This is a genomic window from Mesorhizobium sp. C432A, from assembly GCF_030323145.1.
In the GTDB taxonomy this organism is placed as follows: Bacteria; Pseudomonadota; Alphaproteobacteria; order Rhizobiales; family Rhizobiaceae; genus Mesorhizobium.
Genome location: NZ_CP100470.1, coordinates 533941 through 553112, shown reverse-complemented (window position 1 = coordinate 553112; position 19172 = coordinate 533941). Strand labels below are relative to the sequence as shown.

The following is a 19172-nucleotide window of genomic DNA, read 5'->3' as shown; positions in this document are numbered from 1 at the left end:
GGGGTGCGGCCATGAAGCATGACGGGGTTTCTGCATCTGTGGTCGGCCAGGGGGTCTATCACGACGAGCGGCTGGATGCGCTGCTCAGCATCACCGGCCGCATGGACGGTTATCTCTACCGTTGCCGCAACGATGCGTCCTACACCATGCTCTACATCAGCGACGGCATTTTCACCGTCAGCGGTTATCGGCCGAGCGACTTCATTCAAAATGCCGTGCGCGACTATGTCTCGGCCATCCACCCGGATGATCTCGCTGCCGTCTATGCCGCCGTCGATACCGCGCTCGAGGCGCGCTGCAACTGGAACGTCGACTACCGCATCGTGCCGCAGGTCGGCGAGCCGCTCTGGGTCCGCGAGATCGGCGGCGGCGTCTGGGACGAGGCCGGCGAACTGGAATTCCTGGAAGGTTTCGTCGTCGACATCAGCGACCGCAAGGTCGTCGAGGATCTCAACGCCGAGCTGCTGCTCGAACTCAAGGCCGCCAATGAGGAACTCTCCGTACAAAAGCGCGAGATCGAGCTGGCCAAGCAGCACAGCGACCACTCGGCCAACCACGATGCATTGACCGGCCTGCCCAACCGGCGCGCCTTTCACAATGAGCTGAGGTCGGTGATCGACCGCTGCGACAGCACTGGCCAGGCGGCCGGCCTGCTGTTCATCGACCTCGATAGGTTCAAGAAGGTCAACGACACGCTCGGCCATGAGGCCGGCGACGCGCTGCTGCAGGAGGTGGCGGGTCAGCTTCGCACCATCCTGCGCAGCGCTGATTTCGTGGCGCGGCTCGGTGGAGACGAGTTCGCATTCCTGTTTTCAGGAGAGGCTAGCCGGGCCCGACAGAAGGCCGTGGGCGTCGCCGAACGTATCCTGGAAAAGCTGCGGATCAAGGTGCCGACGCCGAATGGTGCCATCCATGTTGGTTGCACCGTTGGCGTCGCCATCTACCCGGCGGAAGCGTCCGATTCGGAGGCGCTGATAACGCTCGCCGACCGACTGATGTACATCGGCAAAAAGAGCGGCCGCAACCGGCTGGTCACCGCCGGGGCTTTGGAACCCGGGCCTACGTCCGACGACCTTCGCCGCACCGCCTGAGCGGAGCGCCGGACAGCCTGAACCGGCGGGCACCCCTCATCTGGCTCGGCGCTGCGCGCCGAAAGACGGCCCTACAGCAGCCCGGCCAGTTGGGCCGCGCTGCGCAGGTTTTGCCGCGGCCGCGGCCCAAGCTGCTGGATCACCAGCCCGGCGGCTAGCGAGCCGAGATCGCCGCAATCCTTCAGGCTGCGCCCGCTCGTATAGCCATAGAGGAAACCGGCAGCGTAGAGGTCGCCGGCGCCGGTGGTGTCGACCAGTTCGCGGATCGTCGTCGCCTGGATGGTGACGGTCTCCTCGCCACGCACGATCACCGAGCCTTTTTCGGAGCGGGTGACAGCGGCAATCTTGCAGTCCTTGCGGATAGCCGCCAGCGCCTCGTCGAAGGATTTTGTCTGGTAGAGCGACTTGATCTCGTGGCTGTTGGCAAAGACGATGTCGACAGTGCCCGAGCGCATCAGCTCGAGGAACTCGTCCCGGTAGCGGTCGACGCAGAACGAATCCGACAAAGTCATCGACACTTCGCGTCCGGCCTCGTGTGCGAGCTTCGCCGTCTGCCGGATCGCCTCCTTGGCGCGCGGCGGATCCCACAGATAGCCCTCGAAATAGGTCACCTTGGCGCCTGACGCCTTGTCGGCCTCGACGTCTTCCGGCCCGAGTTCGATGCAGGCGCCGAGATAGGTGTTCATCGAACGCTCGCCATCGGGGGTGACGAAGATCATCGATCTCGCTGTCGGCGGCTGGCCCTCAAGCGGCCTGGTGTCGAAGGCAACGCCCTGGGCATGGATGTCATGCGCGTAGATTTCGCCGAGCGGATCGTTCGACACCTTGCCGAAGAACGCGGCGCGGCCGCCGAAGCTGGCGATGCCGGCGGCGGTATTGCCGGCGCTGCCGCCGGAGGCCTCGATCGCCGGCCCCATGCGGCTGTAGAGCAGCTCGGCGCGCTTGGTGTCGATGAGGTTCATCGCACCCTTGATGATGCCGTTGGTCTCAAGAAAAGCGTCGTCGCACTGGGCGATGATGTCGACAATGGCATTGCCGATGCAAAGCACGTCAAAATCCGGCATCAATGTCTCCGCCTTGGAACCTGCCGGCTTTCTGCCGCGCCCGGGCGGGTCTACAGCATCACCCCGAAAAATGGCAACCGATTTCCACCCTTTGCCGGCCCAGGCCGGCGCGCGCGCCTGGGACGAGGCTCCATCACAGTTCGACCGTGGCCGAAGCATCTGACCGCCGGGTCGCCTACAAGCTTGGCCTCAGATCAAGCGCTGGAAGCACCCTGCATGCAAGCAAAGACCGACATGGCCACCGAACTGGCGCTGCTTGGCGTGCTGGCCGCCCTGTGGGGCGCGTCCTATACCTTCATCAAGATCGGTGTCGAGACGATCCCGCCGATAACCTTCATCGCTGCTCGCACCCTGATCGCCGGCGCCATCCTGCTCGCGCTGATCCGCTGGCGCGGCCTTTCCATGCCCAAGGACGGCGCGACCTTGTGGCGGTTCATGGTCCAGGCCTGCCTCAACAGCGTCGTGCCGTTCACGCTGATCGCCGCCGCCGAGCGCTCCATCGACGCCGGTCTGGCCACCATTCTGAACGCGACCTCGCCGATCTTCACCTTCCTGCTGACCGCGCTTATCACCCGCCACGAATCCGTGACCGCACGCAAGCTGTTCGGTGTCGGTGCCGGCATTGCCGGCATTTGCCTGATCGTCGGCACCCAGGCGCTTGGCGGGCTCGGCCATCAATTGTGGGCGCAACTTGCCGTCATTGCCGCCACGGTCTGCTATGCCGGCGCCGCCATCTTTGGCCGCGGCTTTAGGGGACTCGACCCGATGCTGCCGGCCGCCGGCTCGATGCTGTGCGGCGCAGTCATCCTCGTCCCCTTGAGCCTGGCCTTCGACCGCCCGTGGACCCTGTCGCCTTCAATGGCGTCGATACTGGCCTTGTTGGCATTGTCGGTGTTCTCCACGGCGCTGGCCTTCTGCATCTTTTTCCGCCTCATCCACACGCTTGGTTCGGTCGGCACGACGTCGCAGGCCTATCTGCGCGTGCCGATCGGCGTCGGAATCGGCGTCGTGTTCCTCGGCGAGAGCCTTGGGCCGACAGCTTTCTGGGGCATGGGCTGCGTCGTCGCCGGCGTTGCGGCGATGACCATCCCCGCCCGCTCCCGGGCGCTGGCGCGCTAGATCATGATGAGATTTGGTTGAAATCTCATCATGATCTAACCCTTTGTTGGAGCATGATCTTGTCCAAAAACCGGTACCCACTTTTTGGGATCATCCTCTAGTTCCCGTCCGGAATTGCGCCCGCTCCGGCAGGCTTGCGGCTGACAGGGTCTCCGCCTATGTCGGAGATTTCCGTTTGTTCCTGGGGGTGAAACGCCGTGATCTCCAACGCTGCCCGCGCCGCCTTCAGCCGGCTGTTTTCTCCCGAATTCCGCGCGGTTTTCCTGAAGACGCTGGGCTTGACCGTCCTGGCGCTGGTCGCCTTGTGGTTCGTCTTGACCGGGCTTGTCGATTGGCTGGCCCTGCCATGGGTTCACTCCTTGCTGCCCGGCCTGCCGTCCTGGGCCGGATGGCTGAGCGGCATCATCGCTGCCATCGCGCTTGCCTTCGGGATGGCGCTGCTGATCGCGCCGGTGACGGCAATCGTGGCCGGCCTGTTTCTCGACGACATCGCCGAAGTGGTCGAGCGCACCGACTATCCGGCCGATCCCGTCGGACGCGCCATGCCGGCGCTGCGCTCGCTCGTGTTGTCGGTGAAATTCTTCGGCGTCGTCATCCTGGGCAACATCGTCGCCTTGCTCCTTCTGTTGGTTCCAGGCGTCAACATCGCCGCCTTCTTCATCGTCAACGGCTATCTGCTCGGACGTGAATTCTTCGAATTCGCCGCCATGCGCTTCCGCCCGGAAGATGAGGCGAGGGCGTTGCGCCGGAAATATGCCGGCACCGTCTTTCTGGCCGGGCTGCTCATCGCTGCCTTCCTCGCCGTGCCCCTGCTCAACCTGCTGACGCCGCTCTTTGCCGCCGCCATGATGGTGCATCTGCACAAGGCGGTCGGCGCGCGGGAGAGCGCCGGGCGATAGGCCTATCAACGCAGAAGAAAACCGCGTCCCAATTCGTCATCCGGCTCGACGGTGAATTCCGCCCGGCCCGAATAGTAGGCGCGGCCGCCGACGCGGGCGATGATCGCATCATGCGGGCCGGCCATGGTCGTGCGCGCCACCGCTCCGGAAAAGCGCGAGCCGGCGATGCTTTCGAAGGACCGCTCCTGACCAGGGTTGATTTCACCCTTGGCATGCATTGCCGCCAGCCGCGCGGTGACGCCGGAGCCGGTCGGCGAGCGGTCGACCTCGGCATCGGCAAAGACGCAGATGTTTTTCGTTGCCTCGCTGGAGAACGCATCTCGTCCATCGGTGAGGATGGTGCCGTAGAGGAAAGCGAGATCGGCATGGTCGGGATGCGATAGAGGGAACTCCGCCTTCAGCCGCTCGGTCAGCGCGGTTGCCGCGTCGACGAAATCGCGCACCCGGCTGCGGCCGAACTCCAGGCCGAATTGATGGCAGTCGGCCAGCGCGTAGAAGGCGCCGCCATAGGCGATGTCGAACGCAATCTTGCCGTATCCCGCCAATTCGATTTGTTGGTCATGGGCAAACAGAAAGGCCGGCACGCTTTCGAACGACACGGATCCCGCTTTGCCGTCCTTGACCTCCACCGAAGCGACGACCAAGCCGCACGGCGCCTCGATGTTGACCATGGTGATTGGCTCCTGTTTCGCCACCAGTCCTTCGTCGACGGCGTAGCGGCCAAGCGCGATGATGGCGTGGCCGCACATGGTGGAATAACCCTCATTGTGCATGAACAGCACGGCCAGGTCGGCGCCGGGCAGGTCGGGCTCCACCAGCAGCGCGCCATACATGTCGTAGTGGCCGCGCGGCTCGAAGATCAGCAGCTTGCGCAAATGGTCGAGGTGGTCGCGCACATAGGCGCGCTTTTCCAGGATCGTGCCTTTGGGAATGTCTGGATAGCCGCCGGTGACGATCCTGAGCGGCTCGCCGCCGGTGTGCATGTCGACGACGGTGAGCGTCATGCGCCGGGACCCCTAGCCTGAGGATTTGGAAAACAGCGCCTGCAATTTGCCGAACGGCATGGCGGCGCGGGTGAAGCCGAACGTGCCGTCCTGCTGGATCTCTCGCGCCGCGGTTTCCAGCATGCCGAAGGCGAAATTGGTCAGCCACGGCCCAAGCGAGATGCGCTTGACCCCGGCCATGGCGAGGTCGGCGATGGTGAAGGCCGGGAGTGCCATGACATTGACCGGCCTGCTCACTGCCGAGCAGACGTTCCGGATGGTCTCGACATCTTTGAGGCCCGGCGCATAGAGCACGTCGGCGCCGGCCTTTTCGAAGGCCTGCAGCCGCTTGATCGTGTCGTCGAGATCCGGTTTGCCCCAAAGGAAATTCTCGGCCCGCGCGGTGAAGACGAAATCATGCTTGAGCGCCCGTGCGGCTTCAGCAGCAGCTGCAACGCGCTCGACGGCGTGTGAAAACTCATAGATGGGCTTGTCGGGATCGCCGGTATGGTCCTCGATCGAGCAGCCGGCGAGACCTGCCGCTTCGGCCGCAAAAACCGTCTCGGCGGCACTCGTCGCGCTGTCGCCCTTGCCTTTCTCGAGATCGGCCGACACCGGCAGGCTGGTTGCCGCCGTCAGCTCGCGGCAATGGTGGATCATCGCCTCGAAGGTCACTGCGCCATCGGGCAGGCCGCGCGAGAAGGCAAAACCGGCGCTGGTCGTCGCCAGCGCCTTGAAGCCGAAGGAGGCCAGGAGCTTGGTCGTGCCGACATCCCAGGGGTTGGGCATGACGAAGGTCGAGGCGTGCAGGTCGCGAAAGATCTTGCCCTTGTCCATGAGTGCTCCCTTCAGATGCGGAATATCGGCAGATTCTATCGTGCAGAAATGCACCGGGCAAACGAATGCGGTTGGCTCAGAAGCGTTTGGCGTTCTCTCCTGCCAATCTGTCCAGCGCGTCGGAATCCTTGACGTAGTGCAACGTCTTCTTGTCCCAATGATAGGCAACGGAAATTGCGTGGGCTTCAGGCTTGGGCGGCTGGCCGTCGCAGCTCTCGCCGTTGAGCACCGTGGCGTCGGTCACCGTCACTTTGACTGCGGCATAAGGCTGCCCGTCAGCGATCGTTTGGAAAGCAACGTCCTGCTTGCGGCTGTAGGCGCACAGGTTCTCATCGAAGGTGAAGATCATGTCGATCAATTGGAATTTGTCGTCGCGCACCATGATCAGCGGCGTGATCGCGTAGTTTTGGCTTGAATTGAAATGCGCGCTCATGGTGATCACGATGTCGTCGTTCGGCCCAACGGAAAGCTTGCCCGGTTCACGGAAATAGGTGCCGCGGTCGAGCGCGACATTGACGGCGTCGAGCAGCTTCGGCTTGTCTGTGATGTCGTAGAGCGCCAGCACGGCATAGCCTTCGGCGCTGTCGGGAGAGTCGCCGAGGTCGTAGAGCATCGCCAGCCGGTCCTTGCCCCCGGCCTTGATGGCGAGCACGCCGGCGTTGGAGAGGCCCGATGTCTCAGGCGGCGAACCGCCGCCATCCGGTCCCTCGATGTGGCGCATCTCGATCGGCAATCCACCCCGGTAGAAACCGTTGCTGTCACCTGCGAGGCCGGGAATGACCATCCTTGCGAGGTCCAGATAGGTCACATCCATGTGGCCGGGGATGGCGCTGCCGAATTCCGGGAAGCTGACGGCTTGCGCGCCGGCTGCGGTCCAAAGCCACGGCAGCAGCACAAGCGCTAGAGCAATTTCAGGAAAAGTGTGTGCGGTTTTCCGGCCGGAAATTGCAACAAAACAATAAGGTAGAGCGGTTCGCCGTTTCCATGAAACGGTGAAACGCTTTAGGATGGAGCGAAGCAGGTTCGTTGGCATGGGCGCCTCAGGCTGGCCGCGCGGAACCTAACACAGCTTCAGTGGATCGGCACCAGCCCGGCAAGTTCGCGCATGTCGTCGAACAGGACGCCGCCGGCGCTGGCCAGGCCATCGCGGTCGGAATAGGGATCGCCATGATAGGAATAGACACGCATGCCGGCGGCAATGCCGGCCTGCGTGCCGGCAACGCTGTCCTCGATGACGATGCAGTCGGCCGGCGCAAAACCCATGGTCTTTGCCGCATGCAGGAACAGGTCCGGGAACGGCTTGCCGCGGCTGACCATGGTCGAAGAGAACATGGCATGCTCGAACAGCGGCAGCAGCCCGGTCTGGCCGAGCGTGATGTGCATCTTCGAGATACGCGCAGAAGTGGCGACGCAATAGGGAATGCCGGCCGCGCGAACCGCCTCGATGAAGTCGCGCACATAGGGGATCGGCTCGACGCCATGCGCAAACAGATCGGGCAGGCCGGCATTCCAGCGATCGACGAAATCGGCGCCGAGCCGCACCGTGGTCGTCTCTTCGATTTCCTTCTGCACCGAAGCCATGCTGCGGCCGGAAAAATATTTGCGGCAATATTCGAATGTGGTGGGATAACCGGCGGCAACAAACCACTCGGCAAGCCGCCGGTTGGCAAGGTTCTCGGTGTCGACCAGGATTCCGTCGCAGTCGAAGATGACCAGTTTCGGTATGCTCATTCAGGCGGTGCCGGTCGATCCGAACCCGCCCGCGCCGCGCGTCGTGGCGCCGGCCAGCGAGCGCTCCTCAACCGTCACCTGCGTCACCGCGGCAAAGACGATCTGGGCAATGCGCATGCCGCGCGTCACCGCGAAATCCTCGTCGCCGAGGTTGACCAGCAGCACCTTAACCTCGCCGCGATAGTCGCTGTCGACCGTGCCTGGTGAATTGAGGACGGTCAGCCCATGCTTGAAGGCAAGGCCGGAGCGCGGCCGCACCTGGCCTTCCATTCCTTCGGGAATTTCCAGGATCAGACCGGTCGGCACCAAGGCGCGCTTGCCAGGCAGGATCAGCAGCGGCCGGTCTTCCGGCACCGCGGCGCGCAGATCCATGCCGGCGGCGCCGGTGCTTTCGTAAGCGGGAAGGGGAAGTCCATCGCCATGCGGCAACCTGACGAAGCCGACGGTTGGACCGATGACGGAGGAATTGTGGAGGGCTGCGCGCATAAAATCGATCCTATCGGCGCGAACGGGGATTCGGTCAACTCGTCCGCAGGCCTATCAACGGCTTTCTTTCGGGCGCCAGTGTGACCTAGCGCAATTCCACCGGAACGACCGTCGTCTCCTTGATCTCCTCCATGACGAAGGAGGCCGAAACGTCCGACAGCGCCACCTTGGCGATCAGCCGCTGATAGAGCCGGTCATAGGCCTTCATGTCAGCGACGCGGGCGCGCAGCACGTAGTCGAGATCGCCGGACATGCGATAGACTCCGGTGATCTCGGGAAAACCGGTCACCGCCGCCCGAAACTTCTGCAGCCAGTCCGGGTCATGATTGGACGTGCGGATCAGGATGAACACCGAAAGCCCGAGCCCGAGCTTGTCGGCATCGACCAGCGCCACCCGGCCGGTGATGACGCCGTCCTCTTCCAGCCGCTTGACCCGGCGCCAGCAGGCGTTGCGCGACAGCGACACTTTTTCGGAGAGCTGATCGACCGACAGTGTGCCGTCGCGTTGCAGCTCGGCCAGCAATCTTCGGTCGATTTCATCAAATTCAAGCGCCATGTTGGGATGAATGTCCCGAACCACGGCGTTAGACAAGGACAAATTGAGACCGATGAACCTTTACCCCGTGGCAGGATACCCACATCGGGGCTTATCCCGGCAGGAGGGATCACCATGACGACGCTGTTTTCGAAGCTGTTCACCTCTCACCCGGCCAAGGTGGGCGAGACCTATTTCAGCCATATGGCCTTTGCCGCCTGGTTCTGCTCGCGCCTCCTGATGGCCGCTGGTGCGGCACTCGTTCACGCTTTCTTGCCGTTTCTCTTCGAAACTACGGCAAGCCGAATCGTTCGCGAACTCTATGAACGGACGCACAACAGAGGCTCGCACGCGGTCAAGGAGCCCCAGGCTCTCTTGGATCGCGCCTAGGATTGGTTAGAAGCGATGTGCCGATGGGCGGCCTATCTGGGTGAAGCGGTCTTCCTCGAAGACGTCGTCACCGCGCCTTGCCACTCGCTGATTGCCCAGAGCCATTGCGCCCAGGAAGCCAAGTCGCCGACCAATGGAGACGGTTTCGGCCTTGCCTGGTATGGCGACCGGCCCGAGCCCGGCCTCTACCGCGACATCCTGCCGGCCTGGTCGGATCCCAATCTGAAAAGCCTGTGCCGGCAGATCAAATCCGGCCTGTTCCTCGCCCATGTCAGGGCGTCGACCGGCGGCGCCACCAGCCGCATGAACTGCCATCCCTTCATCTCCGGCAGCTGGTCGTTCATGCACAATGGCCAGATCGGCGGCTTCGAAAAGATCCGCCGCGCGCTGGAGAACTCGCTCTGCGACGCCGTCTTCGACCAGCGTGAAGGCACCACCGATTCCGAGCTGCTTTTCCTGCTGATGATCGACGAGGGTCTTGCTGGCGACCCGCAAGGGGCAGTATCGCGCGCCACCGCTCGGGTTCTGGAGGCGTCACGCCACGCCGGTCTCGAACCGGCCTTGAAACTCACTGCAGCCCTTTCCGATGGGCGCGCGCTCTATGCCGTGCGCTACGCAAGCGATGCCCACGCACCGACGCTGTACACGTCGCTCCGCAACGGCGGTCGTTGCATCGTGTCCGAACCCTTCGACCGCGAAGGCGGCGACTGGCAGGCGATCCCGCCGGCGAGTTTTGTCACGATCACTGGCGATGGGATGAGCATTCGGCCGTTCGTGCCGGCTGTGGCAAGGCTGGCACTGGTCGTCTAGGCCCTAGTCTAAGCCGCATTCCTTCGCGCCCCCCTCTGTCCTGCCGGACATCTCCCCCACGAGGGGGGAGATTGGAGGTCATGGCGGCCTTCGCCAATTTTCAACGCAGGAAAAGGGGCGCCGAAGCCAAAGCTGCCAATCTCCCCCCAAAGTGGGGGAGATGTCCGGCAGGACAGAGGGGGGCGCCGTAGAGCGCCAACCTCAACCGACCGGCAAGCGCAATTTTGATCAAGCGCCGATGATCTCCGAATGCTGAACTTGGTTTTAAACCGCGATACGTTTGGCAGCAGCCGGAGCAATCATGGACCTCGCCTTTTCCTCTACCATCGATCTCGCCGCCGCAATCGCGGCGCGAAAGATCTCCGCCGTCGAAGCTCTGGACGCCCATCTGGTCCAAATCGACCGACACAACGAGGCCGTCAACGCCATCGTCAATCTCGACCTCGAAGGCGCCCGTGAGCGCGCTGAAAACGCCGACGTGGCATTGGCGCATGGCGATGCGCTCGGCTCGCTGCATGGCGTGCCCTTCACCCTGAAGGATACGCACGAAACGGCCGACATGAAGACCACGGTTGGTTTCGCACCATTCGCCGACTATGTGGCAAAGGCAGACAGCCCGGTCGTCGCCCGATTGAAAGCCGCAGGCGGCATCCTGATTGGAAAGACCAATGTCGCGACGATGCTGGGCGACTGGCAATCGGACAATCCGCTGTTCGGTCGCACCAGCAATCCGTGGAACCGCTCGCGCACGTCAGGCGGGTCCAGCGGTGGCGCAGCGGCAGCGGTGGCGGCCGGCATGACGCCGTTCGATGTCGGCACCGACATGCAGGATTCGATCCGCCTGCCGTCGGCTTTTTGCGGCGTCTACGGGTTGAAACCGACCGAGCACCGCGTGTCCCTGGCCGGCGCCTTCCCCGATCCGAACGGCGCGGCGCGTAGCGTGCGGCTGATGTCCTGCCTCGGCCCGCTGGCGCGCAGCGTGGAGGATCTTGCGCTGATCTACAAAATCATCGCCGGCCCGGACGGAGCAGACACGGACCTCGCGCCGGTGCCCGTAGAGGCCATGCTCAGGCTAGACCTCAAGACATTGCGCATCGCCGTGGCGCCGTCCATCACCGGCTTTCCGGTGGCTGGCGAAATCGCTGTCGCCGCCGAAAGCCTGGCCAAGCGGTTGCAATCAGCAGGGGTGATTGTGGAAGAAGCGAACTTGCCTGAGATCGATCTGCATCACGATCTGGGGCAGGGCGGCGATCTGATCGGCATGATGCTGGAGGCAGCGCAGCCCGAACCGCCGGAGCAGCCAACGCCGATCACCAATTGGTTCGAGGCGCTCGCTCGCCGCGACCGCTCGATCCTGGCCTGGGACAGGTTCTTCGAAACCTGCGATGCCTTGCTGTGCCCGGTCGCCATGACCACGGCCTTCGCGCATTGTGAGCCCGGCACGCCGATCGAAGTCGACGGCAAGGAGCAAAGCTATTGGATGCTACCGGCCTATGGCGCGGTCTTCAATTATTCCGGCCATCCGGCACTCTCGCTGCCCTGCGGGCAAGACCGCGACGGCCTGCCTATCGGCCTGCAACTGGTCGGCAAGCGCTGGTCGGAATCGCGGCTGCTCGGCATCGCCAAGGCGATCGAAGCGCTGACCGGCGGCTTCAAGCGTCCGCCGGGCTACTGAGCAAACCGACCCAACCAATAAGGCGTCAGCAGCGGATCACGCTCGCCGTCGAGAATTTCGCGCGTGGCGAACAGCCCGACCGCCGGCGCCAGCGTTATGCCGGAATGCATGACGGCGACATAGAGACCTTCCGTGCCCTCGGCGCGGCCGATGATCGGAAAGCCGTCGATCGGCGTCGGCCGGTAGCCAACCGTGTGGAAATCAAATTCCAGTTCGTCGGCGCCGCGCAAAGCCGCCTTCATTGCTGCAAACAGCTCGCGCGCCGTGGCGTCGGGATTCTCACCGGGATCGCTCCCCGCGAAATCCGAGCCGGCGATGATGCGGCCCTCCGCCGTCTGGCGCATATGCAGCTTTTCGGCATGCACCAGCCCGTTGAGGAGCTTCTTGTAGGGCTGCGAGTGGACGATCAGACCGGGCGGCGTCTCGATCGGCAGCTTGATGCCGACGGTAGCGGCAATATCGGGCGCCCCGACACCGGCTGCGATCACCACCTCTTCGGCTGGCATCAGCCCATGCGATGTATCGACACCGGCAATCCTGCCATCGGTCTGGACAAGTGCGGTTACAGAACTGGAGAGAACGCGCGCACCTTGCCGTTCTGCGTCGGCCAGCAGCGCCTTGGCCGCTGCGACCGGTTCGGCCACGCCTTCTTCCGCGACATAGACAGCGAATTCCGGCGGCTCGACGAGATTGGGCTCGATTTGCGCTGCCCGCCCGGCGTCGACGCGTTCGATGCCGTAACCCCAGCAAGCGTGCTCAGCCGCGTAGGCTTCGAGCCTGTCGGCCGGCAGATCCCAGCACAGCCCGCCGCACCAGGCGAGCGGCAGGCCGGGCAGCTCGTTTGCCAGCCGCTTCCATTCGGCCATCGCACGGATGCGCAGCCGGAAATAGATTTCGGGATTGCCCCAGCTGGCGTTGATCCAGGCAAAGGAGTTTGGCGTGGCGACGCCGCCGGCACCACTATCGGAAATCACAGTCACCCGCGCCCCGGCCTTGGTCAGGTGCCAGGCGATGGACGCCCCGATAATGCCGGCGCCAATGACGATGACTTCTTTAGCGCTGCTCATACCGGACCTCTCAGAATGGGCTCCTCTGATGCCACCGTAACGATTCAAGCTCAAGTGTGGTCGGCCTGCCGGCCCGAAACTGTCGACAGGCCAGCAATGCGCTGCTAGAAGCCCGCGCCACAGACAGGATTCCAGAAATTGGCTGAAGACATCGAACAGGCGGTATCGCGCCGCCGCACTTTCGCGATCATCGCCCACCCAGACGCCGGCAAGACGACGCTCACCGAAAAGCTGCTGCTGTTCGGCGGCGCCATCCAGCTTGCGGGCGAGGTCAAGGCCAAGAAGGACCGCATCCAGACGCGGTCCGACTGGATGAAGATCGAGCGCGAGCGCGGCATTTCGGTCGTCACCTCGGTGATGACCTTCGAATACGAGGACAATGTCTTCAACCTGCTCGATACGCCCGGCCACGAGGATTTTGCCGACGACACCTACCGCACGCTGTCGGCGGTGGACTCGGCCGTCATGGTCATCGACGCCGCCAAGGGCATCGAGCCGCGCACGCTGAAACTGTTCGAGGTCTGCCGGCTGCGCGATATCCCCATCATCACCTTCATCAACAAGATGGACCGCGAAAGCCGCGACCCCTTCGAGATTTTGGACGAGATCGAGCAGAAGCTGGCGCTGGACACTGCCCCCATCACCTGGCCGATCGGCCGCGGCAAGACTTTTGCCGGCACCTACCACCTGGCGCTCAACGCTGTGCGCAGGGGCGATGCAGAGAAAGACCGCACGCCGGTCAACGGCCCCGACTCCAACCGCGTCGCCGGCCTGCTGCCGGAAAACGAGCGCGAGGCCTTCATAGAGGAGCTGGAGCTCGCGCGCGAGGCTTGCCGCCCGCTCGACATCGACGCCTTCCGCGAAGGCCATCTGACACCGGTCTATTTCGGCTCGGCGCTGCGCAATTACGGCGTGCGCGACCTGATCGAGGCGCTCGGCGCCTTCGGCCCGCCGCCGCGTGCGCAGGACGCAGACACCCGCAAGGTCGAGGCGACGGAGGAGAAGATGACGTCCTTCGTGTTCAAGATCCAGGCCAATATGGACCCCAACCATCGCGACCGCATCGCCTTCGTGCGCGTCTGTTCGGGCAAGCTCGAGCGCGGCATGAAGGCCAAGCTGGTGCGCACCGGCAAGCCGATGAGCCTGTCGGCGCCGCAGTTCTTCTTTGCCCGCACCCGCGTCACCGCCGACGAAGCGTTTGCCGGCGATGTCGTCGGCATTCCCAACCACGGCACGCTGCGTATCGGCGATACGCTGACCGAAGGCGAGGAGATACTGTTCCGCGGCGTACCCAACTTCGCGCCGGAAATCCTGCGCCGTGTGCGCCTCGGCGACGCGATGAAGGCGAAAAAACTCAAGGAAGCGCTGCACCAGATGGCCGAGGAAGGCGTCGTGCAGCTGTTTTCGCCGGAAGACGGCTCGCCGGCCATCGTCGGCGTTGTCGGCGCGCTGCAGCTCGACGTCTTGAAGGAAAGGCTGAATTTCGAATACACGCTGCCGGTCGAATTCGAAATGTCGCGCTTCTCGGTCTGCCGCTGGATCTCTGCCGACGACAAGGCCGAAACGCTTCGCTTCATTGAGGCGCATCGCGGCGACATCGCCCGCGATCTCGACAACGACCCGGTGTTTCTGGCCCAGAACGCCTTCTCGCTGAACTACGAAGCCGAACGCTGGAGGGCGATCCGCTTCGCCACCATCAAGGACTACCAGGTCCGCGACAAGGCGGCGTAAGGCGCCCCTTTTCCTTCTGCCCGCTTACGCGGAGAAGGTGCCCGAGGGCGGATGAGGGGCAGCGCCGACCTTGAAGGGTCAATTGGCTCCAAGGCGCGCCGGCCGTTCGCGTGGCTCAGGGCGTTCGAAGCTCGAAAAGCAAAGCAATTGGCTTTTCGTCCGCTACGCGGCCGCTTCTCACCCCTTCGCAGCTTCCTCGATCTTGGCAATATCGATCTTGCTCATCTGCATCATCGCCGACATCACCCGCCCGGCCTTGGCCCGGTCCGGATCCAGAAGCAGGCGCGGCAGTTGCTCCGGCACGACTTGCCAGGAGACGCCGAACTTGTCCTTCAGCCAGCTGCATTGCGACGGTTCGCCGCCGCCTTCGATGAGCTTGTCCCAGAAATAGTCGACCTCTTCCTGCGTCTTGCAGTCGATCGACTGTGACATCGCCTCGTTGAACTTGAATTGCGGTCCGCCGTTCAGCGCCTGGAACTGCACGCCGTCGAGTTCGAACGTGGTTACCAGCGCCTTGCCGGCATCGGTATGGCCTTCGGGCCAACGCAGCACGCTCAGTACCTTCGAGTTCTTGAAGATGGAAACGTAGAAATTCATCGCCTCTTCGGCCTGGCCATCGAACCACAGGCAGGTGGTGATCTTTTGCATGTCATGCTCCTCGGGTGTTTGGTTGCGGTTACAGGTGAAGCGGCTGACTTATAGAAATGGTGCCATTCCCTTGCCGTCGTCCCAAGGACGGATGCCGGGCTAGCGATCCGACACTGGCCGGCAATCTTTTTCGAAACCCTGATTTCAGCGAGACTCTGGCGCATTGCAAAAATGTGGCCAGACCATACTTGCCGGTCTATAAACCCCGCGGTCCAAATTAAGCGCCGCCACGCTCCGCGTTGAGCGCAGCCAACCAGCCAAGGAACATTCATGCCTGCCTATCGCTCCCGCACTACCACCCACGGCCGCAACATGGCCGGCGCCCGCGGCCTGTGGCGCGCCACCGGCATGAAGGACTCGGATTTCGGCAAGCCGATCATCGCGGTGGTCAATTCCTTCACCCAGTTCGTGCCGGGTCATGTCCATCTCAAGGACCTTGGCCAGCTGGTGGCGCGCGAGATCGAGAAGGCCGGCGGTGTCGCCAAGGAATTCAACACCATCGCCGTCGATGACGGCATCGCCATGGGCCATGACGGCATGCTCTATTCGCTGCCGTCGCGCGAGCTGATCGCGGACTCGGTCGAATATATGGTCAACGCGCATTGCGCCGATGCCATGGTCTGCATCTCCAATTGCGACAAGATCACGCCCGGCATGCTGATGGCCTCCTTGCGCCTCAATATCCCAAGCGTCTTCGTCTCCGGGGGGCCGATGGAAGCCGGCAAGGTGGTGCTCGCCGGCAAGACACAAGCGCTCGACCTGGTCGACGCCATGGTTGCCGCCGCCGACGACAAGATCTCCGACGAGGACGTCAAGGTCATCGAACGCTCGGCCTGCCCGACCTGCGGCTCGTGCTCCGGCATGTTCACCGCCAATTCGATGAATTGCCTGACCGAGGCGCTCGGCCTGTCGCTACCCGGCAATGGCTCGACCCTCGCAACCCACGCCGACCGCAAGCGGCTGTTCGTCGAGGCCGGCCATCTCATCGTCGATCTCGCCCAGCGCTACTACGAGCAGGATGATGAGTCGGCACTGCCGCGCAGCATCGCCTCCAAAGGCGCCTTCGAGAACGCCATGACGCTCGATATCGCCATGGGCGGCTCGACCAACACCGTGCTGCATATCCTGGCCGCCGCCCATGAGGGCGAGGTCGATTTCACCATGGAAGACATCGACCGGCTGTCACGCCGCGTTCCGGTGCTGTGCAAGGTCGCACCGGCCAAGTCCGACGTGCATATGGAAGACGTCCACCGCGCCGGCGGCATCATGGCGATCCTCGGCCAGCTCGACAATGCCGGGCTGCTCAACCGCAACCTGCCCACGGTGCATACGGCAAGCCTGGGCGAAGCGCTTGACCATTGGGACATCTCCCGCACCTCGAGCCAGAGCGTCCGCGACTTCTTTCTCGCCGCTCCGGGTGGCGTGCCGACACAGGTCGCCTTCAGCCAGGACCGCCGCTGGGACGAGCTCGACCTCGACCGCGAGAAGGGCGTCATCCGCTCAGCCGAGACGCCGTTCTCGAAAGACGGCGGCCTTGCCGTGCTGAAAGGCAATCTGGCGCTCGACGGCTGCATCGTGAAGACGGCCGGCGTTGACGAGTCGATCCTGAAGTTCACCGGCCCGGCCCGCGTGTTCGAAAGCCAGGACGCTTCCGTGAAGGCGATCCTGTCCAACGAAATCAAGGCCGGCGATGTCGTCGTCATCCGCTATGAAGGACCGCGCGGCGGTCCCGGCATGCAGGAAATGCTCTACCCCACGAGCTATCTAAAGTCGAAAGGCCTCGGCAAGGCCTGCGCGCTGGTCACCGACGGCCGCTTCTCCGGCGGCACATCAGGCCTGTCGATCGGCCATGCCTCGCCCGAAGCAGCGGAAGGCGGCACGATCGGACTGGTGCAGGAAGGCGATACGATCGAGATCGACATCCCCAACCGCACGATCCGGCTTGCTGTCAGCGACGCTGAACTCGACGCGCGCCGCGCGGCCATGGAGGCGAAGGGCGCCATGGCCTGGAAGCCCGAGGAAAAGCGCAAGCGCAAGGTGACGACCGCGCTGCGCGCTTACGCCGCCTTCGCCACCAGCGCCGACAAGGGCGCGGTGCGGCACGTACCGGAGTGAGGGGTGCGGCGCCGACCCCCACCCCGCTGCTGCGCAGCGACCCTCCCCACAAGGGGGAGGGTAAAGCTCACGGCATCAGCTGATATTCGTAAAGCTTCTGATACAGCCCGCCCTGGTTGAGCAGCGTGCGATGCGCGCCGCTTTCCACCACCTTGCCGGCCTCCAGCACCACGATCGTGTCGGCCTGGTGCACGGTCGACAGGCGGTGGGCAATGACGATGGTGGTGCGCCCGACCGTCAGCTGCTGCAGCGCGTCGCGGAAAAGCGCCTCGGATTCGGCGTCGAGCGCGCTGGTCGCCTCGTCGAGCAGCAGGATTTCGGCATTGCGCAGCATGGCGCGCGCGATCGAGATGCGCTGGCGCTGGCCGCCTGACAGCAGCGCGCCATTCTCGCCGACATCCGTGTCGTACCCTTTCGCCTGGGCGCTGATGAAGTCATGTGCATTGGCGGCCCTTGCGGCGGCCATTACTTCCTCGTCCGTGGCGCCCTCGCGCCCGAGCCTGATGTTGTGCATGATCGTGCCGGCAAACAGGAACGTGTCCTGGCTGACATAGGCGATCTTTTCCCTGACCGAGGTGAGCGTGGCACAAGAAATGTCCTGCCCGTCGAACATCACCCTGCCGACCTGCGGGTCGTACATGCGCATGATCAGGTTGAGGATGGTCGACTTGCCGCTGCCCGAGGGTCCGACCAGCGCCGTCATCTTGCCTGCGGCAAGCGTCAGGTCCAGTCCCTCGAACACCGGCGCGCTTTCGGGGTAGGCGAAGCTGACATTGTCGAAATGGATCTCGCCCGGCCCGGCCCGCAGCGGCTTTGCATCCGGCTTTTCGGCCAGCGTCAGCGGCCGGTCGGCGAGCTGGAACATCATGCGCACGCCGACAATGCCGGTTTCAAGCGAGATGCGTACGCGGGCCAGGCGCTTGGCCGGCTCATAGGCCAACAGCAGCGCCGCGATGAACGCCATGATGTTGCCCGGCATCTGACCGCCGCCGCCCAGAACCAGGAAGCCGCTGACAAAAACGGCGCCAGCGATGGCCAGCCCCGCAAGTGTTTCCATCACCGGGCTGGTGGCGGCCTCCAGCGTGGCGATGTTGTTGGCGCGGCTCTCCACGTCCGACACGGCCTTGTACATGCGCTTGCGCATGGCGCCTTCGAGGCCGAAGGATTTGACGACGCGCACGCCGATCGCCGTTTCCTGCATCACCTGCACGATCTGGCCGAGCGAACGGAATTCTTGCGAGGCAATTTTTCGGACGCGCTTCAGGATACGATTGACGCCGTAAATGGCGATCGGCCCGATCACCAGACAGATCAGGGACAGCGCCGGCTGCTGCCAGACCATCACACCCACCAGCGCAGCCAGCGTCACCAGGTCGCGAACATAGGACGTGACGATTTGGTCGAGCACGCTGCGCGCGGCCTGGGCATTGTTCGTCATGCGCGAAATCAGTTCGGACGAAGAGGTCGAATGATAGAATTCGATGCCTTGCGCAAGAATGCTGTCATAGATCTTGCGCTGCCGGTCGGCGATGATGGCATTGCCGACCCTGCTCATGAAGTAGGCCTGGATGAAGTTTGCGAAGCCCTTGAGAATGAAAATCGCTCCGGTCGCCGCCGCGATCAGATTGACCTGCCCAATCCGCTTGTAAACCACGAATTCATTGGTGATTTCGCGCAGCATATAGGCGCTGGCTGCTGTCGTTGCCGCCACCACCAGCATCGACAGAATGGCCGCAGCGTAGCCAAATCTATGCGCGTGAAAGGATTCCCGCAAAAGCCTTGCGATAAGGCGCTGGTTTTCCGTCGAACGGAAGAAGCGAAACAAATGGCCGATCCCATGCCTGACTGACGAATTTCGGATTCGCCACCAGGGCGAAAGGCGGCTTATAGAGCGAGTTGTGGCCGGATGGAACCTTTCGCTGTCGCGGAGACAATCGGCTGCGGCACGGTGTCTTTTGCGCCACGATTGCGGCGATTGATCTGCGGGGAGA

General features: G+C 63.5%; 18 protein-coding genes. 8 read left to right on the top strand and 10 right to left on the bottom strand.

The window, feature by feature from the left end; translation table 11 throughout:
- Positions 1–11: 11 nt before the first annotated feature.
- The gene (locus tag NLY33_RS02520; RefSeq protein ID WP_023703543.1) at positions 12–1091 is read left to right on the top strand and encodes a GGDEF domain-containing protein; all 1080 of its coding nucleotides are present in this window, start codon (positions 12–14) and stop codon (positions 1089–1091) included.
- 71 nt (positions 1092–1162) lie between these two features.
- Here NLY33_RS02520 and NLY33_RS02515 read toward each other — a convergent pair whose 3' ends face one another.
- Positions 1163–2155 (bottom strand): adenosine kinase, encoded by a 993-nt coding sequence (locus tag NLY33_RS02515; protein WP_023709632.1) that lies wholly within the window; start codon positions 2153–2155, stop codon positions 1163–1165.
- Between the two features lie 216 nt (positions 2156–2371).
- Here NLY33_RS02515 and NLY33_RS02510 point away from each other — a divergent pair, with 216 nt between their 5' ends.
- Both NLY33_RS02510 and NLY33_RS02505 read left to right on the top strand, forming a co-directional pair.
- A complete protein-coding gene (locus tag NLY33_RS02510) occupies positions 2372–3274 on the top strand; it encodes a DMT family transporter (RefSeq protein WP_023698956.1) in 903 nt (300 codons plus the stop codon).
- Between the two features lie 197 nt (positions 3275–3471).
- Positions 3472–4173, top strand: a complete 702-nt coding sequence (locus NLY33_RS02505; RefSeq protein WP_023672874.1) for a sulfate transporter family protein — start codon at positions 3472–3474, stop codon at positions 4171–4173.
- Positions 4174–4178: 5 nt separating this feature from the next.
- On the opposite strand, the gene NLY33_RS02500 is transcribed toward NLY33_RS02505, so the two are convergent.
- The 6 genes from NLY33_RS02500 to NLY33_RS02475 form a co-directional block, all read right to left on the bottom strand.
- Positions 4179–5177 carry a proline racemase family protein gene (locus NLY33_RS02500; protein WP_023703542.1) on the bottom strand — a complete coding sequence of 333 codons (999 nt, stop codon included), beginning with the start codon at positions 5175–5177 and terminating at the stop codon, positions 4179–4181.
- 12 nt (positions 5178–5189) lie between these two features.
- Complete coding sequence (locus NLY33_RS02495; protein ID WP_023672876.1) at positions 5190–5993, bottom strand: isocitrate lyase/PEP mutase family protein; 804 nt, start codon at positions 5991–5993, stop codon at positions 5190–5192.
- 76 nt (positions 5994–6069) lie between these two features.
- On the bottom strand, positions 6070–6888 hold the full coding sequence (locus NLY33_RS02490; protein ID WP_245261097.1) for a hypothetical protein: 819 nt from the start codon (positions 6886–6888) through the stop codon (positions 6070–6072).
- 176 nt (positions 6889–7064) lie between these two features.
- Positions 7065–7724, bottom strand: coding sequence for an HAD family hydrolase (locus tag NLY33_RS02485; protein ID WP_023703540.1), 660 nt, complete (start codon positions 7722–7724; stop codon positions 7065–7067).
- A complete protein-coding gene (gene dut, locus NLY33_RS02480) occupies positions 7725–8210 on the bottom strand; it encodes a dUTP diphosphatase (protein WP_023690041.1) in 486 nt (161 codons plus the stop codon). It abuts the gene before it with no gap.
- Positions 8211–8295: 85 nt separating this feature from the next.
- A complete protein-coding gene (locus NLY33_RS02475) occupies positions 8296–8766 on the bottom strand; it encodes an Lrp/AsnC family transcriptional regulator (protein ID WP_023690042.1) in 471 nt (156 codons plus the stop codon).
- A 114-nt stretch (positions 8767–8880) separates the two neighbouring features.
- Between NLY33_RS02475 and NLY33_RS02470 the strand changes: the two genes are divergently transcribed.
- The 3 genes from NLY33_RS02470 to NLY33_RS02460 all read left to right on the top strand — a co-directional run bounded on the left by NLY33_RS02470 (position 8881) and on the right by NLY33_RS02460 (position 11620).
- Positions 8881–9135 carry a DUF6356 family protein gene (locus NLY33_RS02470; RefSeq protein ID WP_023685117.1) on the top strand — a complete coding sequence of 85 codons (255 nt, stop codon included), beginning with the start codon at positions 8881–8883 and terminating at the stop codon, positions 9133–9135.
- 15 nt (positions 9136–9150) lie between these two features.
- Positions 9151–9945: a class II glutamine amidotransferase gene (locus NLY33_RS02465; protein WP_023703538.1), complete on the top strand. Its 795-nt coding sequence runs from the start codon at positions 9151–9153 to the stop codon at positions 9943–9945.
- Positions 9946–10246: 301 nt separating this feature from the next.
- Positions 10247–11620 carry an amidase gene (locus NLY33_RS02460; RefSeq protein ID WP_023703537.1) on the top strand — a complete coding sequence of 458 codons (1374 nt, stop codon included), beginning with the start codon at positions 10247–10249 and terminating at the stop codon, positions 11618–11620.
- On the opposite strand, the gene NLY33_RS02455 is transcribed toward NLY33_RS02460, so the two are convergent.
- Complete coding sequence (locus tag NLY33_RS02455; RefSeq protein ID WP_023703536.1) at positions 11614–12687, bottom strand: NAD(P)/FAD-dependent oxidoreductase; 1074 nt, start codon at positions 12685–12687, stop codon at positions 11614–11616. The genes NLY33_RS02460 and NLY33_RS02455 overlap by 7 nt on opposite strands.
- Positions 12688–12825: 138 nt before the next feature.
- Between NLY33_RS02455 and NLY33_RS02450 the strand changes: the two genes are divergently transcribed.
- Positions 12826–14418: a peptide chain release factor 3 gene (locus NLY33_RS02450; protein ID WP_023685113.1), complete on the top strand. Its 1593-nt coding sequence runs from the start codon at positions 12826–12828 to the stop codon at positions 14416–14418.
- A gap of 177 nt (positions 14419–14595) precedes the next feature.
- On the opposite strand, the gene NLY33_RS02445 is transcribed toward NLY33_RS02450, so the two are convergent.
- Positions 14596–15066, bottom strand: coding sequence for a VOC family protein (locus NLY33_RS02445; RefSeq protein ID WP_023685112.1), 471 nt, complete (start codon positions 15064–15066; stop codon positions 14596–14598).
- Positions 15067–15336: 270 nt separating this feature from the next.
- Between NLY33_RS02445 and ilvD the strand changes: the two genes are divergently transcribed.
- Positions 15337–17181: a dihydroxy-acid dehydratase gene (ilvD, locus tag NLY33_RS02440; protein WP_023692643.1), complete on the top strand. Its 1845-nt coding sequence runs from the start codon at positions 15337–15339 to the stop codon at positions 17179–17181.
- 67 nt (positions 17182–17248) lie between these two features.
- Here the strand turns inward: ilvD and NLY33_RS02435 are convergent, their stop codons facing one another.
- Positions 17249–19006 (bottom strand): ABC transporter ATP-binding protein, encoded by a 1758-nt coding sequence (locus tag NLY33_RS02435; protein ID WP_023698913.1) that lies wholly within the window; start codon positions 19004–19006, stop codon positions 17249–17251.
- Positions 19007–19172 lie beyond the last annotated feature (166 nt).

Coding starts and splice junctions, on each gene's coding strand:
- NLY33_RS02510 (WP_023698956.1), top strand. CDS start 2,372: ATGCAAGCAAAGACCGACATGGCCACCGAACTGGCGCTGCTTGGCGTG.
- NLY33_RS02445 (WP_023685112.1), bottom strand. CDS start 15,066: ATGCAAAAGATCACCACCTGCCTGTGGTTCGATGGCCAGGCCGAAGAG.
- dut (WP_023690041.1), bottom strand. CDS start 8,210: ATGCGCGCAGCCCTCCACAATTCCTCCGTCATCGGTCCAACCGTCGGC.
- NLY33_RS02460 (WP_023703537.1), top strand. CDS start 10,247: ATGGACCTCGCCTTTTCCTCTACCATCGATCTCGCCGCCGCAATCGCG.
- NLY33_RS02500 (WP_023703542.1), bottom strand. CDS start 5,177: ATGACGCTCACCGTCGTCGACATGCACACCGGCGGCGAGCCGCTCAGG.
- NLY33_RS02515 (WP_023709632.1), bottom strand. CDS start 2,155: ATGCCGGATTTTGACGTGCTTTGCATCGGCAATGCCATTGTCGACATC.
- NLY33_RS02465 (WP_023703538.1), top strand. CDS start 9,151: ATGTGCCGATGGGCGGCCTATCTGGGTGAAGCGGTCTTCCTCGAAGAC.
- NLY33_RS02455 (WP_023703536.1), bottom strand. CDS start 12,687: ATGAGCAGCGCTAAAGAAGTCATCGTCATTGGCGCCGGCATTATCGGG.
- NLY33_RS02470 (WP_023685117.1), top strand. CDS start 8,881: ATGACGACGCTGTTTTCGAAGCTGTTCACCTCTCACCCGGCCAAGGTG.
- NLY33_RS02495 (WP_023672876.1), bottom strand. CDS start 5,993: ATGGACAAGGGCAAGATCTTTCGCGACCTGCACGCCTCGACCTTCGTC.
- NLY33_RS02485 (WP_023703540.1), bottom strand. CDS start 7,724: ATGAGCATACCGAAACTGGTCATCTTCGACTGCGACGGAATCCTGGTC.
- NLY33_RS02520 (WP_023703543.1), top strand. CDS start 12: ATGAAGCATGACGGGGTTTCTGCATCTGTGGTCGGCCAGGGGGTCTAT.
- NLY33_RS02475 (WP_023690042.1), bottom strand. CDS start 8,766: ATGGCGCTTGAATTTGATGAAATCGACCGAAGATTGCTGGCCGAGCTG.
- ilvD (WP_023692643.1), top strand. CDS start 15,337: ATGCCTGCCTATCGCTCCCGCACTACCACCCACGGCCGCAACATGGCC.